The sequence below is a fragment of the Rhizobium sp. P38BS-XIX genome (assembly GCF_012641435.1).
Taxonomy (GTDB): domain Bacteria; phylum Pseudomonadota; class Alphaproteobacteria; order Rhizobiales; family Rhizobiaceae; genus Rhizobium.
The window spans coordinates 50,346-67,428 of the sequence record NZ_JABAIJ010000015.1; the positions used below are offsets into that span (position 1 = coordinate 50,346).

Genomic DNA, 17,083 nt, shown 5'->3' on the forward strand with positions numbered 1-17,083 from the left:
GTCATGAAAACCTCTGTTGACGAGTCGTTTCCGCCAATTTCTCGCCGATTAAGTCTGCTTTTCATCAACATCGTCATTTTCGGTAAGTTTTTTAAAAAAACCGACTAAAATCCGTCCGAAACGAACCAAATTCGCATTCTTTTTGCCAGTTTTTTCGCTAAACCTTCTGCTACTGTGGCCAAAATTCGAAAATCGGGAGGAATTTCATGGCGCCCAAGACCAATCCGAAACGGGAAAAACAGATCGACGCGGCACGCAAATTGGCCGTGGCGGCGGGCGGGGCACACCTCGACCCTGAAATCCTGTTCGGCCGGGCTAGCAATGACGATATGGAGCGCTATACGCCGGAGATGCTGGCGCTTGCCGCAACTCATGCGGCCAAGGAGCTTGCAGCCTGGAACGGCAATGCGCCCCGCGTCAGCATAGAGCAGGCCGCCGGCATCGAGCCGGATGGCGTTGCTGTCTCGATCCTCTCGATCACCGACCACAACATGCCCTTCCTCTACGAATCGATCATGGGCGATGTCACCAGCACCTATCGCGACCTCTACATGGCCGTGCATCCGATTCTGGTCATCGAGGAGGGCAAGCAGCCGAGCCTCTATTCCGCCGAGCACCCGAGCGATCCCACCCATCGCGTCAGCCATATCCAGCTTCATCTCTCGCCTTTGACAACGGCGCAGGCCAACGACCTCATCAAGCGGGTCCAGACCGTGCTCGACCAGACGCATCTTGCCGTTTCCGACTGGAAGCCGATGCTGTCGCGTCTCGACACCGTCATTTCGGAGCTGTCCACCTATGAGGCCGCCGGCCGCCGCAGGAATGACCGTGACGAAGCGCTTGCTTTCCTTGCCTGGCTAAGAGACGGCAACTTCACCTTCCTCGGCATGCGCGAATATGTCTATTCCGGCAAGGGCGCCAACGCCAAGGTCGAGCGGGATCGCGGCACCGGCCTCGGCATTCTCTCCAATCCGGATGTCCGTGTTCTCAGGCAGGGCAAGGACGCCGTCACCACGACGCCGGAAATCCTCGCCTTCCTCGATGGCCCCGATTTCCTGATCGTCACCAAGGCCAACGTCAAGTCGATCGTCCATCGCCGCGCCTATATGGATTATGTCGGCGTCAAGCGCTTCGATGCCGACGGCAATGTGACGGGCGAGTTGCGCATCGTCGGTCTTTTCACCTCGACGGCCTACACGAGCGCTGCCGCCGAAGTGCCGTTGCTGCGTTCGAAGGTACAGAAGGTCAAGGATCACTTCGGCTTCGACCCGACGAGCCATTCTGGCCGCATGCTCGACAACACGCTGGAATCCTATCCGCGTGACGATCTCTTCCAGATCGACACGGCCCTGCTCGCGAGCTTCGCCGAACAAATCAACGACCTCACGGACCGTCCGCGCGTGCGCGCATTGCCGCGCATCGACCATTTCGATCGGTTCGTGTCTGTCATCGTCTATGTCCCCCGCGAGGAATATGATTCCGTCGTTCGCGAGAAGATCGGCAATCATCTGAAGACAGTCTATGACGGGCGCGTTTCCGCTTATTATCCGGCCTTCCCGGAGGCGAGCGTCGCCCGCGTGCATTTCATCATCGGCCGCAGCGCTGGCAAGACGCCACATGTTCCACAGGCGAAGCTCGAGGAGGCGATTCGCGCCATCACGGCCCGCTGGGACGAGCGCTTCGTCATGCTGGCCGGCCCCAAGGCTCCCGGCATCTCTGTCAGCCAGGCCTTTCAGGAAGCCTTCTCGCCGGAAGACGCCTTCGCCGATCTACCCGATATGATCGCAACTGCCGGAGCCGATCCGATCCGCATCGGCTTTTATGTCCGCAAGGACGAGGCGGGCGACATTCTCTCGCTGAAGATCTTCCATGGAGACGGCAACCTCGCGCTCTCACGCCGCGTGCCCCTGCTCGAAAATCTCGGCTTCAACGTCATCAGCGAGCGCACATTCGATATCTATGTCACAGCAAAGGACGGCTCGACCGGCCACGTCGTGCTGCATGACATGGAGCTCGAAGCCCGCAACGGTCTGACCATCGATCTCGCTCGTCACGGTGCGGCCCTTGAGGAAGCGTTCCTTGCGGCCTTCGGTGGCACGATCGACAACGATGCCTTCAACCGGCTGATCGTCTCGGCCGATCTCTCCGCTCGCGAAACCAACGTTCTGCGCGCCTATTCGCGCTATCTGCGGCAGGCCGGCATCGCTTATTCGCAGGATTATATCTCATCGACGCTGGATAAATATCCGCGCATTGCGGCGTCGCTTTTCCGCCTCTTCTACGACACGCTCGACCCCAAGCTCAGCGACAAGAACCGCACGAAGAAGCTTTCCGATCTGCACGCGGCGATCGAAACCGAACTTGCCGACGTTCCGAGCCTCGACGACGACCGCATCCTGCGCCGCTACGTCAACGCCATCGATTCCACTCTGCGCACCAACTACTTCCAGAAGAACGCGGACGGTACGCCGAAGGCCATGTTGGCCTTCAAGCTGGATCCGAAGCTGCTGGACGGCCTGCCCGAGCCGCGCCCCTTCCGCGAAATCTTCGTCTATGGCGTCGAAGTGGAAGGCGTGCATCTGCGCTTCGGCAAGGTGGCCCGTGGCGGCCTGCGCTGGTCGGATCGCGCCGAAGACTATCGCACCGAAGTGCTGGGCCTCGTGAAGGCGCAGCAGGTCAAGAACGCGGTTATCGTGCCCGTCGGCGCCAAGGGCGGCTTCTATCCGAAGAAGCTTCCGGTTGGCGGTAGCCGCGACGAGGTCTTCAATGCAGGCCGCGACGCCTACAAGACCTATATCCGCACGCTGCTATCGATCACCGACAACATCTCCGGCGCCGATATCATTCCGCCGGCCGATACGGTGCGCCTCGATGGTGACGATCCCTATTTCGTCGTCGCAGCCGACAAGGGCACCGCCACCTTCTCCGACACCGCCAATGCGCTGGCGCAGGAAGCCGGCTTCTGGCTGGACGACGCCTTCGCCTCGGGCGGCTCGGCCGGCTATGACCACAAGAAGATGGGCATCACCGCGCGCGGCGCCTGGGAAACTGTAAAGCGCCACTTCCGTGAAATGGACATCGACATCCAGACGACGCCCTTCAACGTCGTCGGCGTCGGCGACATGTCCGGTGACGTCTTCGGCAACGGCATGCTGCTCTCCCCGAAGATCCGGCTGCTTGCCGCCTTCGACCACCGCGATATCGTCATCGATCCGGATCCGGACATGGAGAAGACGTTGGCCGAACGCCAGCGCCTCTTCAACCTCGCGCGCTCCAGCTGGCAGGATTTCGACAAGTCCGTCCTGTCGAAGGGCGCGATGATCATTTCCCGTTCGGCAAAGTCGGTGACGCTGACACCGGAAGCGGCGGCTGCTATCGGCATCGACAAATCGGTCGCAACACCGTTCGAGATCATGACCGCGATCCTCAAGGCTCCGGTGGATCTGCTGTGGTTCGGCGGCATCGGCACCTACGTCAAGGCGCCGTCCGAGACGGATTCGGAAGTCGGCGACCGCGCCAACGATCCGATCCGCATCACGGCCGAGGAAGTCCGCGCCAAGGTGATCGGCGAAGGCGCCAATCTCGGCGTCACGCAGAAGGGCCGCATCGCCTACGGCCTCAAGGGCGGGCGCTGCAACTCCGACGCCATCGACAACTCCGCCGGCGTCAACACCTCGGACGTCGAGGTCAACATCAAAATCGCACTTGCCAATGCCATGTTCGACGACCGGCTGACGCGCGCCAAGCGCGATACGCTGCTCGCATCCATGACCGACGAAGTGGCGACGCTGGTCCTGCGCAACAACTACCTGCAATCCCTGGCGATCTCGCTGACGGAGCGCAAGGGCACCGGCAACGGTCTCGAGCTCAGCCGCTTCATGGGCGTGCTGGAAGGCGCCAAGCAGCTCAACCGCAAGGTCGAGACCCTGCCTGACGACCAGACCTTCGCCGAGCGCTACGCCAACGGACGGCCGCTCACCCGCCCTGAAATCGGCGTGCTGCTCTCCTACGCCAAGATTGTTCTCTTCGATGCAATCGTGGCCAGCGACTTGCCTGACGACCCCTACTTCGCCGCAACCCTCAGCCGCTACTTCCCGGCCAAGATGCAGCGTTCGAACGCCACCGATATCGAAAGCCATCGTCTGCGCCGCGAAATCATCGGCACGGCGCTTGCCAACGAGGCCATCAACCGTGGTGGCCCCGGCTTTGCTGTCAGCATGATGGATGCCACGGCGGCATCAGCCGCCGAAGTGGTCAAGGCTGCCGTCATCGCTCGCGACGGCTTTGACCTCGACCGGCTCTGGAACGAGACGGACGCATTGGACGGCAAGGTGGGCGGCCAGATGCAGAACCGCGTTTATGGCGAGATCACCGAGGTCTATACCGTGCTGACGCGTCTCCTGCTGAAGACCGGTGCGACGAAGGGTGAGATCGAGGAAACCGTTAGCCGGCTTCGCGCAGCCCTGAAAAAGCTGCGTCCCGTCTTCCTCAGCCATATCCCGGCGGATTTCGCCGCCGAGATCGCGGCGCGCGAAGCGGAATATCTGGCAGCCGGCCTGCCGGAAAAGCTGGCTTCGGAGATCGCGACGATCTACGCGCTCGTCCTCGTCCCGGAGATCATGCAGATCGCCGAACGCACCGGCGATACGCTGAACCGGGCGGCGGAAAGCTACTTCACGGTGTCGCAGACCTTCCGGGTCGGCCGCCTGCTGCTGGCCGGCAGCCGCATCGTCACCGGCGATCACTACGAAAGCCTCGCCTTGGCGCGCAGCCTCGACCAGATCGCCGGCGCCCGCCGCGATATCGTCATCTCCGCCTTGTCCAACCATCCGAAGGACAAGCAGCCGGTTCAGGCATGGCATGCGGAGGATCGCATCCGCATCAATCGCATAGCTGAGGAACTCGGTGGTCTCAGTGAAAGCGGCGAGCCCAATCTCGCGCGCATCACCGTTGCCGCAGGCCTGCTCAGCGATCTTGCGAACGGCCGGGCAAGGTGACACAGTCCGCCCCGACCCCGTCAGGCGGGTGAGGGATTGAGGGCAGGATCTGGTGGTAACCGAAATCGACAATCACGTGCCGGCCAAAGTGCCGGCACGGGGCATCTGGGGCTGGATGTTCTTCGACTGGGCGGCTCAGCCGTTCTTCACGGTGGTGACCACCTTCATCTTCGGCCCCTATTTCGTTGCGCGGTTGACGGCCGATCCCGTCTCCGCCCAGACGACCTGGAGCAACATGGCGACGATCTCCTCGGTGATCATCGCCATTCTCTCCCCGGTCCTCGGCTCGATCGCCGACCAATCCGGTGCGCGCAAACCGTGGATCGCCTTCTTCGCCGTCATCAAGATCGCGAGCCTGTTCTGCCTCTGGGGTGCTGCACCCGGATCGCCTGTCATCTATCCCGTGATCTTCATGATCCTGGCCTCGATCTCAGCCGAATTCTCAATCGTCTTCAACGATTCCATGATGCCGCGGCTGGTCGGCAAGGATGATGTCGGCAGGCTGTCAAACGCCGCCTGGGGGCTCGGCTATCTCGGTGGGATGATCGTTCTCATTACCGTCGTTGCGCTGCTGGCCGGCAATCCGCAGACCGGCAAGACCATCCTCGGCCTGACGCCGCTCTTCGGCCTCGATGCCACGCTCGGTGAAGACGCACGCATCACCGGGCCGATTTCGGCCGTCTGGTATCTGATCTTCATCCTGCCGATGTTCTTCTTCACCCCGGATGCAGCCCGCGGTCTGCCATTTCGCGCCGCCGTTCGATCGGGCCTGCGTGAGCTCTCGGCGACCCTCAGTGAGCTGAAACGCCGGCGCGGCATCAGCCTCTTTTTGATTGCCCGCATGATCTATCAGGATGGCGTCAATGGTCTCTTGATCCTCGGCGGCACCTTCGCGGCCGGCATGTTCGGCTGGGCGACGATCGAAATCGGCATCTACGGCATTATTCTGAACGTCATCGCCATCTTCGGCTGCTTCGCGGCAGGCTACGTCGATCGCTGGCTGGGCTCGAAGATCACCGTTGTCATCAGCCTGACTTTGCTGCTTATCGCCACCTTCGGCATCATCTCGACTGGCCCGGGTTTCACTCTGTTCGGCCTCGTACCGCTTTCGACCGCCAATTCCGGCGGCCTGTTCGGCACGGCAGCGGAAAAGGCCTATATCGGCTACGGTCTGTTGATCGGCATAGCCTTTGGCCCCGTACAGGCTTCCTCACGCTCCTATCTTGCCCGCAGCGTCAGCCTCGCGGAGGCCGGACGTTATTTCGGCATCTACGCTCTGTCAGGCCGCGCCACCAGCTTCATGGCAACGCTGTTCTTCTCGCTCGTGACTTATTGGAGCGGCTCGGCACGCCTCGGCATGGCAACCCTCGTCATCTTTCTCGCCGGCGGCCTTCTGATACTTTTGCCAACACCCTATCCGGCTGACAAAGCGAAGTAGGCAAAGAAAATCCCGGCAGGCGAACCGGCCGGGATATAAATTTTCTCAATCAGGTATATCCGTCCGATCAATGGCGGAAATGGCGCACGCCAGTAAAGACCATTGCGACATTGTGTTCGTTGGCCGCGTCGATGACTTCCTGGTCGCGCATCGAGCCACCTGGCTGGATGACGGCGGTGGCGCCGGCAGCGATCGCCGAGAGCAGGCCGTCGGCAAACGGCAGGAAGGCTTCCGAGGCAACGGCGGAGCCGCGCGTCAGCGGCTCGGCGAGCCCCATGGCCTTGGCGGCTTCCTCGGCCTTGATGGCGGCGATGCGGGCGGAATCAACACGGCTCATCTGTCCCGCGCCGATACCGGCCGTCTGGCCATCCTTGGCGTAAACGACGGCATTCGACTTCACATGCTTGGCGACACGGAAGGCGAACTTCATGTCCTCAAGCTCCTGCGCCGTCGGCGCGCGCTTGGTGACGACCTTGAGCTCCATGTCCTCGACCAAGGCATTGTCGCGGTTCTGCACCAGCAGGCCGCCGGAGACGGTCTTCGCGGTCAGGCCGGCGACACGCGGATCGGGCAGGGCGCCGACCGAAAGCAGACGGAGGTTCGGCTTGCGGGCGATGATCGCCTTGGCTTCCTCGGTGACGTCAGGCGCGATGATGACTTCGGTGAAGAGCTTGACGATCTCTTCCGCCGTTTCAGCGTCGAGCAGGCTGTTCAGCGCGATGATACCGCCAAAGGCCGAGGTGGAATCGCAGGCAAGCGCGCGCTTGTAGGCTTCCACGAGGCTCGGGCCGGTGGCAACGCCGCAGGGGTTGGCATGCTTGATGATCGCGCAGGCCGGGCCGTTTTCCGGCAGGAACTCGGCAACGAGCTCATAAGCTGCGTCGGTGTCATTGATGTTGTTGTAGGAAAGCTGCTTGCCCTGGATGAGCGTTGCCGTGGAAACACCGGGGCGGTTTTCGCCGGTCAGGTAGAAAGCCGCCTTCTGGTGCGGGTTTTCGCCGTAGCGCATTTCCTCGCGCAGAACGCCGCCTATCACCCGGTGGCGCGGCGTGGCGATATCGAGGGCTTCGGCAAACCAGTTCGAAATCATCGCGTCATAGGCTGCGGTGCGGGCAAACGCCTTGGCGGCCATGCGCTTGCGGAAATCATAAGTCGTCTGGCCGGCATCGGCGGAAAGCTGCGCCAGCATCTCGGCATAATCGGCAGGATCGGTGAGCGTCGTCACATAGGCATGGTTCTTGGCCGAAGCGCGGATCATCGCCGGACCACCGATGTCGATGTTCTCCACCGTCGTCGGATAGTCGCCACCGGCCTTGCGAACGTCCTCGAAGGGATAGAGGTTGATGACGGCAAGATCGATGCCCTCTATGCCGTGCTCCTTCATTGCAGCCTGATGCTCGGCATCGTCGCGGATGGCGAGCAGACCGCCATGCACTTTCGGATGCAGCGTCTTGACGCGGCCGTCCATGATCTCAGGAAAATTCGTCACTTCCGATACGTCGGTCACGGCAAGGCCGGCCGCGGCAATCGCCTTGTGCGTGCCGCCGGTCGACAGCAGACGCACACCCTGCTCGCTAAGCGCGCGCGCCAGCTCGACGATGCCGGTCTTGTCGAAAACGGACAGAAGCGCGGTTTTCACCTTCACCTTGTCGGGAGCAGGAATTTTCTTGGAAACGACGGCCATGGGCTTTCTCCGATCTGGAATAGGGAGATGTGGCGTCCGGCGGGGAGGGCGCGGGACGATAATGCCGCCCCGTTAGCATAGCTGACAAGCTTAGCCTATGGCCGATAGGATAAAAACCAACGGATTTCCGGCTTTTCAGCGATCTGGAAAACGATCTCCAGCTGATCCGAGGAGCGCATGCCTGAGGGATCGGCGAAAAAGATATCTTCCGCGACAAGCACGTCGTTGCCCGGCGAGGAGAAGACCCAGGTCTCTCCATCCGGCGCGATCAGCAGGGCGCTGTCGGTCTCCGTCTGCAGCAGGCTGATGGAGGGATGAATATGGAAGCGGGCGGATGCGATGCCGTCACCCTTCGGCGCCTGCTTGCGGCCCTCCGGCACCAGAAAGCGATCACGTCCCGCCAGGATGGTGCCTGATGCGTTCAGGCTCAGTTCGCGCTCATGCACATAGCCGAAGGTGGAGAGATAGCCGTCATGCGCCGCACGCACGTAATCGCGCCCATCTTCCGTCTCGGCCCGCTCGACAATGACCTTCTTCACGCCGCTGACCATGATCGGCCCGAGCGATTTCGACTTGGAGAACTGGCTCGACGAGGTGTCGTTGAGCGTTACAGTCGAATGCGCGGCCGTGGCGCGCGCTGTCTGCAGGTAGCGCTCGCCGGCAAATTCCGGCGCTCCGGAATTGATGATGAAGCGCGTCTTGCCCGAAGACATCTCAAAGGAGAGACAGCCGGCATGCGCCGTGCGGCTGAGATCGGAGGAGGCGGGACCACCGGCATCGATGATGACCACAGCCTGTGCGGCAGCCAGCCGGTGATACTTCGTATGCGGCAGCGCCTTGAAAACCTGGCCGGCCGTCTCGTCATAACGCAACACCGACATCAGCTCATTGGCAAGCGTCGAGGTTGCGCCGTTGAACAATGCCAGATCGCCGTCCTGGTGCCGGAAGAAGCGCAGCGCCGGATACATGCGGTCTATGCCGGGAATAAGCCGGATCGGCACATCATGGCCGAGATTGACATAGGTTTGGCGCAGGGGCAGCAGATCGAGCAGCAACTCCAACGATACGCGTGGGTTGCGGGAGATATGGCCGCCATCCTGCAGGATCTGCCGGTCGATCTCGCGATCCAGCGCCTGCCCCGCGCGTTTCACGGCAAGAGCGCTGTTGGGCATGGCAACAGAGGACATGGCAAGCGCGATGCGGACGCGAAACTTCGTCATGCCATCGCGCGCCGATGGCGCCATCCGGCGCAAAAAGCGGACGTGAAAGACCAGCATGCGCATGAAACGGCGATAAAAGGCGCTATCCGTACCATGCAGAAGCACGGGTGAATGTGAGAGAAGTGCGATCAACCGCTGTGCCGCAATATCGGGCGACCATGCTAGCCCGTGCAACCGGCGGCCATGGACCGCAATCCAATCCGTCAGGATCGCCCGCGCCAGCGCCGAGGCCTGATCGCTCTTTTCCGCCCGCAAGTGCCGAAGCCAGCGAAAATTATGCAGTCGCGCGGCAAAGGCGCGCGATGGCAATTCCAGTGAAAATGGAGAGGCGCCCTGCGTTTCCAGAACGCGACCGGCGAGCAGGATGCGGCCGTTCAGCAATTCCTCGACGAAAAAGGGATCGACGCTGCGCAGATCGGTCGGGGCCACGATCAGGCGTTCCGGCACACGCATCGTGTGGCGGGTGAGACGCAATCGCGTCAACGCCGCGCGGCGCGACATCCGCCGCCATGCTTCCCGCATGTATGTACTCACAAAACCCTGCCGCAGACCTGCATATTTGCTCTGCTTACTCTCATGAGCCGTGGTTAAAAAGAGGTTACCCATATACCAATTAAGTGCATGTTCACTGGTTTTTTACCGTTTGGTAAACGACACAGCGAAACATGCCGAGAGCAATTCCAGGAAAAGCGCATAGCGGTTTTCCGTCCGAAATTGCGAGAAAACAAAGAGATAGTTCCTGCCCGTGTTTCGAAGAAAGGCGGACGGGAACTAACGGATGCGGCGAATCACGGCTGCGAAGAAACCGTCGAGACCGGAGGCAAAGCCATCGGAAAGCGACAGCATATCCGGCGTGGTGCGGAAGTCGCCAAGCGGCGAGATCGCCGCTTCAAGCCTCGGCCAGTCGCTTGCAGCGATCGGCACACGTTCGACATCGTCCTTCTCGGCGATGAGGCGCGCGACCAGCTCTTCACCCTCTTCAGGGTCCAGCGAACAGTTGGAAAACACCACCACGCCGCCCGGTTTGACGAGCGTCAGCGCGTGGCGAAGGAGGCGGCCCTGGAGAGCGGCCAGCTTGGCGATATCCTCAGGCCCTTTGGTCCAGAGCACATCGGGATGGCGTCGTGTGGTGCCCGTCGACGAACAGGGCGCATCGAGTAGGGCCGCATCGAACAGCATATCCGGCTGATATTTGCTCATGTCGGCCACGACCGTTTCGGCCTTCAGGCCGAGGCGCTCGAGATTGGCGGACAGGCGCTTCAGCCGATTGGCGGACTGATCGAGGGCGGTCACATCCGCCCCGGCGAGAATAAGCTGGGCGGTCTTGCCGCCGGGTGCTGCGCAAAGGTCAACGACCCGCTTGCCCGAAAGCGAACCAAAGAGCTTGGCCGGAATGCTGGCGGCGGCATCCTGAACCCACCACTCACCCTCTTCGAAACCTTCCAGCGAGGGAATGGAGCCCTCGAAAGCGGCAAGCCGGACGCCGCCGGTCGGCAGCACAGTGCCGTTCAGCCGCTTCGCCCAGCCTTCGGCATCGGATTTCACCGTAAGATCGATCGCGGCCGGCTCAAGCTGCGTATCGGAAATTTTGAGCGCTGCGGGCGCGCCATAGGCCGCTTGCAGGCGGGAGAGGAACCAGTCCGGCATTGCCGGCACGCTAGCGACCCGCTCGAGAATCTCCTGCTTTTCGCGGCCGATGCGACGAAGAATGGCGTTCACCAGCTTGGCGAAGCGGCGATTGCGTGGATCGCGATTGGCCTGCTCGACGGCAAGATCGACGGCGGAATGATCCGGTACGTCGAGATAGAGGATCTGCGTCGCGCCGACGACAAGGACATGATGCAGGGCACGCGCGCCTTCCGGCAAAGGCGTGTCGAGCAGCGACGAGATCGCCACCTCGATGCGTGGCAGATGCCTGAGCGCGCTGTTCAGGATGGCGCGCACAAGCCCACGGTCACTGTCGCTGAGCGTCGTATAGGCGGCGCTGCCGCCTTCGGCATCCAGCATGCCATCGAGCGGCGTCTTGCGATCGAGCACGGCTCCCAGGATCTTTGACGCTGCGGCCCGGGCTGCAAGGCCGGGCTTCGGCGGAGACTGATCGTGCGGCCGCGATTGTTGCGGCCGCTTGCCCGATCGTTTTCCATCTCTGTTGGAAGCGTTGTTTTTCGTGTCAGAACTCAAGACCAGGGACCCTTCGGCGGTTGCGAACCACCGCGACCCGTATTCGGCACGGAACGCGATTTGCGTCCCGGATTAGCAGCGAAGGACGGTCCAGTCGAGCCAAACCCCGAAGTTGGTTCAGAAGATGGCGTAATCGGCGCGGAACGGCCGCCACCGCTACGCGCCATTTCATGCAGCGCGGCAATGCGATTTTCGGTGTTCGGATGGGTGGAAAACAGATTGTCCATACGCTCGCCGGAAAGCGGATTGATGATGAACATATGTGCCGTTGCCGGATGCCCTTCGGCCGCCTCGTTCGGGACATGCGCCGCACCACGCGCGATCTTGCCGAGCGCGGAGGCCAGCGACAACGGATTGCCGCAGATCTCGGCGCCGCGACGGTCGGCGGAATATTCGCGCGTGCGGCTGATCGCCATCTGCACCAGCATCGCAGCCAGGGGCGCGACAATCATCGCCGCGAGGACGCCGATCATGCCGAGAGGATTGTTGTTGTCGCGGCGGCCGCCAAAGAAGAAGGCGAAGTTGCCGAGCATGGAAATGGCGCCGGCAAGCGTCGCCGTGATCGTCATGGTCAGCGTGTCGCGGTTCTGGACGTGGGCAAGCTCGTGCGCCATCACGCCGGCCACTTCGTTCGGCGTCAGCGCGTGCAGAAGACCTGTCGAGGCGGCAACGGCGGCATTTTCCGGATTGCGGCCCGTAGCAAAGGCATTCGGCTGCGGGCTGTCGTAGAGATAGACCTTCGGCATCGGCAGGCCGGCATTGCGGGAGAGATCGCGGACGATCCGGTAGAATTCCGGCGCGCTGCGCTCATCCACCTCCTGCGCTCCGTAGGTGGAGAGCACCATCCGGTCCGAATTCCAGTAGGAAAAGAAATTCATGCCGGCGGCGACGACGAATGCGATCAACATGCCCGATTGACCACCAATCAGAAAGCCTACGCCCATGAACAGGGCGGTCATGAAGGCAAGCAGCATGGCAGTACGCATGAGATTCATTAAAGGGGTCTCCAAAACATCTGTCGTCCAAACCTTTTTCTTTCCGTCCGGACGCGCCGGAGCGGATTCAAAAAGCAGAGCATGATGTCGCCCGAAAACCGTTCACACTTTTCGGCATCATGCTCTATGATTTGGCTATTCCGCCGCCTAATTCAACAGTTCCAGGCCGATCAGATCATGCAGACAGCCGATAACGACAATAAACTCGACGCCGAAGCCGGTGAAATCACTCACAAGCCACTATCGCCTGCGGCCAAGCGCGCGCTTGCCGAAGCCGAGGAGCGCCGCAAGGCACAGGAAGCCCAGGCTCAGGCCGAACCCCCCGCGGAAATCGGCGGCCGCGGCGGCGCCGACCCCGCACGCTTCGGTGATTGGGAAATCAACGGCCGGGCGATCGATTTTTGATTCTTAAGTATATTAGCGACCAGACAGAGAATCATTTAGAATAATATCTTCGGCAATTGATGGAGATATTAATGCGAAAGAGTTCGAACTGGGGTAACTCCGTTTGGCCAAAGCCCGCTGCTTCAATTAAACCAAAGAATTTTTCTCAGGCCGGGTTTAATAAAGAGCTCGCGATAACTGCTTTGCATACCGGTGTTTTGCTGACTTTAACTTACGATGGCCTTCCCCGTGTAGTTGAGGTCCATACTGTTGGAGTAACTACTGCTGGGCGTGCCGCAATGAGCGCCTATCAGATAGATGGCCAAAGCAATACGCCTCCCATACCCGATTGGCGACTCTTTTGCTTTGATGAATGTTTTAACGTTGCCATTACAAGTACTAAGGCAAATTCACCACGTGCAGGTTACAAAAGAAGAGCGAAGCCGTTCGGAAAAATTGACGCCGAGATATGAAAATCCCGGCGCCTTGTCGTTTAAGAAGCAGAATTTTTAGCTACGCCGCATCCGCCTTGTTCTGCCTGTTGGCGATCAGATCGTCCACCACAGCCGGATCGGCGAGTGTCGAGGTATCGCCAAGCGCGCCGAAATCGTCTTCGGCGATCTTGCGCAGAATGCGGCGCATGATCTTGCCGGAGCGGGTTTTCGGCAGGCCGGGGGTGAACTGGATCTTGTCCGGCGAGGCGATCGGGCCAATTTCGGCGCGGACGTGTTTCACCAGCTCCTGGCGCAGCGCATCCGAGCCTTCCTGGCCGACCATCAGCGTCACGTAGCAGTAGATGCCCTGGCCCTTGATCGAATGCGGATAGCCGACGACGGCGGCTTCGGACACGTGGCTGTGCGACACTAGCGCCGATTCCACTTCCGCCGTACCGAGACGATGGCCCGAGACGTTCAGCACGTCGTCAACGCGACCGGTGATCCAGTAATAGCCATCCTCGTCACGGCGGCAGCCGTCGCCGGTGAAATACTTGCCCTTGTAGGTGGAGAAGTAGGTCTGGATGAAGCGCTCGTGGTCACCATACACGGTACGCATCTGGCCGGGCCAGCTGTCGGCGATGACGAGATTGCCGTCGACGGCGCCTTCCAGCACATTGCCTTCGCCATCTACCAGCTGCGGCTGCACGCCGAAAAAGGGCAGAGTGGCAGAGCCCGGCTTCAGATCGGTCGCGCCCGGAAGCGGCGTGATCATGTGACCGCCGGTTTCAGTCTGCCACCAGGTATCGACGATCGGGCAACGGCTATCGCCGACCACCTTGTAATACCATTCCCATGCTTCCGGATTGATCGGCTCGCCGACCGTGCCGAGCAGGCGCAGGCTGGAGCGGGACGCGCGCTTGACGAACTGATCGCCGGCACCCATCAACGAGCGGATCGCCGTCGGTGCAGTATAAAAGATGTTGACCTTGTGCTTGTCGATGACATCCCAGAAGCGGCCCTGATCGGGGTAATTCGGTACGCCTTCGAACATCAGCGAGGTCGCGGCATTCGCCAGCGGCCCGTAGACGATATAGGAATGGCCGGTCACCCAGCCGACATCGGCCGTGCACCAGTAGATATCGCCGGGGTGATAATCGAACGTATATTCGTGCGTCATCGCCGCATAGACGAGATAGCCGGCCGTCGTGTGCAGCACACCCTTCGGCTTTCCGGTGGAACCGGAGGTGTAGAGGATGAAAAGCGGATCCTCCGCCTTCATCTTCGCTGGCGGACAATCGGCTTTCACCTTGCCGATTTCCTCGTGATACCAAAGATCGCGGCCAGCTTCCCAGGCGATCTTGCCGCCGGTGCGACGCACCACGAGAACATTCTTGACCGCGACCTTCTGCTTGGCAGCGATCTTGATCGCGGTATCGGTGTTTTCCTTCAGCGGAATGGATTTGCCGCCGCGAACACCTTCGTCGCAGGTGATGACGAAGGTTGATTCGCAATCGACGATGCGACCGCCCAGAGCTTCCGGCGAAAAGCCGCCGAAGACGACCGAATGCACGGCACCGATGCGGGCGCAGGCGAGCATCGCATAGGCAGCTTCGGGGATCATCGGCATGTAGATGGTAACGCGGTCGCCCTTCTTGACGCCCTGCTTTTTCAGGACGTTCGCCAACCGGCAAACCTGCTCGTACAGCTCGTTATAGGTGACCTTCTTATCGATATAGGGATTGTCGCCTTCCCAGATGAAGGCAACGCGATCGCCATGTTTCTTCAGATGCCGGTCGATGCAGTTATAGGAGACGTTGGTCACGCCATCCTCGAACCATTTGATCGAAACCTTGCCGGTAAAGGACGTGTTCTTGACCTTTGTGTAGGGCTTGAACCAGTCGATGCGCTTGCCGTGCTTGCCCCAAAACTTGTCGGGATCCTGGACGCTCTGCTCATACCATTTCTGATATTTCGCCTTGTCGATCAACGCATGCGCCTTGACCGGCTTCGTCACCGGATGAATCTTTTCCGACATTGTTTCCTCCTCAAATCCTCACACCCCTCTCGCAATGGCGGGTGCTGTTTCCGGGCCATAAATAGCAGGTCAAACTACGACAGCAATTGGACAAAGTGCATTTCATGCGCAAAGAATTGCAATTCCGCGACACTATCGTTATATAGGGCCGTATTTCCCGGACATTGTGGTGTTACACCCCGGACCGCGACACCGGCGCGGACTGACAGAAGGACTATATCCATGGCTCAACAATTGCTCATGCCGAAGGCAACCGCCATCTGGCTTGTCGACAATACAGCCTTGTCATTCGACCAGATCGCGCAGTTCTGCAAGCTGCACCCGCTCGAAGTGAAGGCCATTGCCGATGGCGAAGCCGCACAGGGCATCAAGGGCCTCGACCCGATCTCGACCGGCCAGCTGACGCGTGACGAAATCGCCCGCGCGGAAGGCAATCCGAACTACAAGCTCAAGCTTTCCGAGCCGAAGGTTCGCGTGCCGGAATCCAAGCGCCGCGGCCCGCGCTACACGCCGGTCTCCAAGCGTCAGGATCGCCCGAACGCCATTCTCTGGCTGGTGCGCAATCATCCCGAACTCAAGGATGCCCAGATTTCCCGCCTCGTCGGCACCACGAAGTCGACCATCGAGCAGATCCGCGACCGTTCGCACTGGAACTCGGCCAACCTGGCGCCGATGGACCCTGTAACGCTCGGTCTCTGCAGCCAGATCGACCTCGACATGGAAGTGGAAAAGGCCGCCAAGGGCCGTCCGCTGCCGACCGCTGCCGAACTCGGCGCGACCCTGCAGCCCGCCCAGGAAACGGAGAAGCTCGGCTTCAGCTATGAGCGTGACGAGCCCAAGGAAAAGGAAATCGACGCCGACGCCGTTTTCGCCAAGCTCAAGTCGCTGAAGTCGACCACACCGGACGACGAAGACGACGATCAGTTCTGAGATCGGACGATTTGATTTTCATGAAGCCCCGGTTTTCGACCGGGGTTTTTTGTTTGCGGCCTATCGCGCGCCGAAAATCGCGGATCCGACGCGGACGCTGGTCGCGCCGAAGGCGACGGCGATTTCATAGTCGCTCGACATGCCCATCGAAAGCTTTTCGACACCGGCCTGTGCGGCAAGTTTTGCCAGCAAGGCGAAATGCGGCCCCGGATTTTCCTCCGCCGGCGGAATGCACATCAGACCCTCGATCGAAAGCCCGAGCTCCTTGCGGCAAAGCTCAACAAAGGCGACCGTGTCGTCAGGTGCAATGCCTGCCTTTTGCGGCTCCAGACCGGTGTTGACCTGCACGTAGAGCCGGATGGCCTTGCCCTGCCGCTTCATTTCATCGGCAATAGCCCGCGCGATCTTTTCCCGATCGATCGTCTCGATGACATCGAACAATTCAACGGCATCAGCCACCTTGTTCGATTGCAGCGGCCCGATGAGGTGCAACTCGATCCCAGGCGTTTCGGCCTTGAGCTCCGGCCATTTGCCTTGGCTTTCCTGCACACGATTTTCACCGAACACACGCTGGCCGGCTGAAATCGCCGGACGAATCTGGTCGGCATCGAACGTCTTGGAAACGGCTACCAGCTGCGCGGATCCGGCCGACCGGCCAGCCTGGCGCTCCGCCGCCGCGATATGGGAACGAACTTCGTTCAGGCGCTCTTGAAGTTCCATCTTTTCGCCTCGATATTCACGCTTGCTTCTCAGACTTTGCAGTAATGAGGGATACGGCCTTT

At 60.6% G+C, this 17,083-nt stretch carries 11 protein-coding genes; 5 read left to right on the forward strand and 6 right to left on the reverse strand.

Annotated features, from left to right (window positions below; all coding sequences use genetic code 11):
• The first annotated feature begins 206 nt into the window (after window positions 1-206).
• Together HGP17_RS30455 and HGP17_RS30460 are read left to right on the forward strand one after the other, a co-directional pair.
• Window positions 207-4,997, forward strand: coding sequence for an NAD-glutamate dehydrogenase (locus tag HGP17_RS30455; RefSeq protein WP_168815175.1), 4,791 nt, complete (start codon window positions 207-209; stop codon window positions 4,995-4,997).
• Window positions 4,998-5,046: 49 nt separating this feature from the next.
• Entirely contained in the window at window positions 5,047-6,435 is a 1,389-nt protein-coding gene (locus tag HGP17_RS30460; protein WP_168815329.1) for an MFS transporter, read from the forward strand.
• A gap of 67 nt (window positions 6,436-6,502) precedes the next feature.
• Here HGP17_RS30460 and purH read toward each other — a convergent pair whose 3' ends face one another.
• The 4 genes from purH to htpX all read right to left on the reverse strand — a co-directional run bounded on the left by purH (window position 6,503) and on the right by htpX (window position 12,515).
• Complete coding sequence (purH, locus tag HGP17_RS30465; protein WP_168815177.1) at window positions 6,503-8,119, reverse strand: bifunctional phosphoribosylaminoimidazolecarboxamide formyltransferase/IMP cyclohydrolase; 1,617 nt, start codon at window positions 8,117-8,119, stop codon at window positions 6,503-6,505.
• A gap of 95 nt (window positions 8,120-8,214) precedes the next feature.
• The gene (locus HGP17_RS30470) at window positions 8,215-9,861 is read right to left on the reverse strand and encodes a heparinase II/III family protein (protein WP_168815179.1); all 1,647 of its coding nucleotides are present in this window, start codon (window positions 9,859-9,861) and stop codon (window positions 8,215-8,217) included.
• A 249-nt stretch (window positions 9,862-10,110) separates the two neighbouring features.
• Complete coding sequence (locus HGP17_RS30475; RefSeq protein WP_168815181.1) at window positions 10,111-11,520, reverse strand: RsmB/NOP family class I SAM-dependent RNA methyltransferase; 1,410 nt, start codon at window positions 11,518-11,520, stop codon at window positions 10,111-10,113.
• Window positions 11,517-12,515 carry a zinc metalloprotease HtpX gene (gene htpX, locus HGP17_RS30480; RefSeq protein WP_168815183.1) on the reverse strand — a complete coding sequence of 333 codons (999 nt, stop codon included), beginning with the start codon at window positions 12,513-12,515 and terminating at the stop codon, window positions 11,517-11,519. The genes HGP17_RS30475 and htpX overlap by 4 nt, the downstream gene beginning before the upstream one ends.
• A gap of 177 nt (window positions 12,516-12,692) precedes the next feature.
• Between htpX and HGP17_RS30485 the strand changes: the two genes are divergently transcribed.
• The gene (locus tag HGP17_RS30485) at window positions 12,693-12,920 is read left to right on the forward strand and encodes a DUF1674 domain-containing protein (RefSeq protein ID WP_168815330.1); all 228 of its coding nucleotides are present in this window, start codon (window positions 12,693-12,695) and stop codon (window positions 12,918-12,920) included.
• A 71-nt stretch (window positions 12,921-12,991) separates the two neighbouring features.
• Window positions 12,992-13,372: a hypothetical protein gene (locus tag HGP17_RS30490; RefSeq protein ID WP_168815184.1), complete on the forward strand. Its 381-nt coding sequence runs from the start codon at window positions 12,992-12,994 to the stop codon at window positions 13,370-13,372.
• 40 nt (window positions 13,373-13,412) lie between these two features.
• On the opposite strand, the gene acs is transcribed toward HGP17_RS30490, so the two are convergent.
• Window positions 13,413-15,371, reverse strand: a complete 1,959-nt coding sequence (gene acs / locus HGP17_RS30495) for an acetate--CoA ligase (protein WP_168815185.1) — start codon at window positions 15,369-15,371, stop codon at window positions 13,413-13,415.
• A gap of 222 nt (window positions 15,372-15,593) precedes the next feature.
• Between acs and HGP17_RS30500 the strand changes: the two genes are divergently transcribed.
• Window positions 15,594-16,301: a DUF1013 domain-containing protein gene (locus tag HGP17_RS30500; RefSeq protein WP_168815186.1), complete on the forward strand. Its 708-nt coding sequence runs from the start codon at window positions 15,594-15,596 to the stop codon at window positions 16,299-16,301.
• 60 nt (window positions 16,302-16,361) lie between these two features.
• Here the strand turns inward: HGP17_RS30500 and HGP17_RS30505 are convergent, their stop codons facing one another.
• Window positions 16,362-17,021 (reverse strand): YggS family pyridoxal phosphate-dependent enzyme, encoded by a 660-nt coding sequence (locus tag HGP17_RS30505; RefSeq protein WP_168815187.1) that lies wholly within the window; start codon window positions 17,019-17,021, stop codon window positions 16,362-16,364.
• Window positions 17,022-17,083 lie beyond the last annotated feature (62 nt).

Bases quoted from the DNA above. Each gene is read 5' to 3' on its own strand.
- htpX (WP_168815183.1), bottom strand. From the start codon at position 12,515: ATGAATCTCATGCGTACTGCCATGCTGCTTGCCTTCATGACCGCCCTG.
- HGP17_RS30485 (WP_168815330.1), top strand. From the start codon at position 12,693: ATGCAGACAGCCGATAACGACAATAAACTCGACGCCGAAGCCGGTGAA.
- HGP17_RS30500 (WP_168815186.1), top strand. From the start codon at position 15,594: ATGGCTCAACAATTGCTCATGCCGAAGGCAACCGCCATCTGGCTTGTC.
- purH (WP_168815177.1), bottom strand. From the start codon at position 8,119: ATGGCCGTCGTTTCCAAGAAAATTCCTGCTCCCGACAAGGTGAAGGTG.
- acs (WP_168815185.1), bottom strand. From the start codon at position 15,371: ATGTCGGAAAAGATTCATCCGGTGACGAAGCCGGTCAAGGCGCATGCG.
- HGP17_RS30455 (WP_168815175.1), top strand. From the start codon at position 207: ATGGCGCCCAAGACCAATCCGAAACGGGAAAAACAGATCGACGCGGCA.
- HGP17_RS30490 (WP_168815184.1), top strand. From the start codon at position 12,992: ATGCGAAAGAGTTCGAACTGGGGTAACTCCGTTTGGCCAAAGCCCGCT.
- HGP17_RS30470 (WP_168815179.1), bottom strand. From the start codon at position 9,861: ATGCGGGAAGCATGGCGGCGGATGTCGCGCCGCGCGGCGTTGACGCGA.
- HGP17_RS30505 (WP_168815187.1), bottom strand. From the start codon at position 17,021: ATGGAACTTCAAGAGCGCCTGAACGAAGTTCGTTCCCATATCGCGGCG.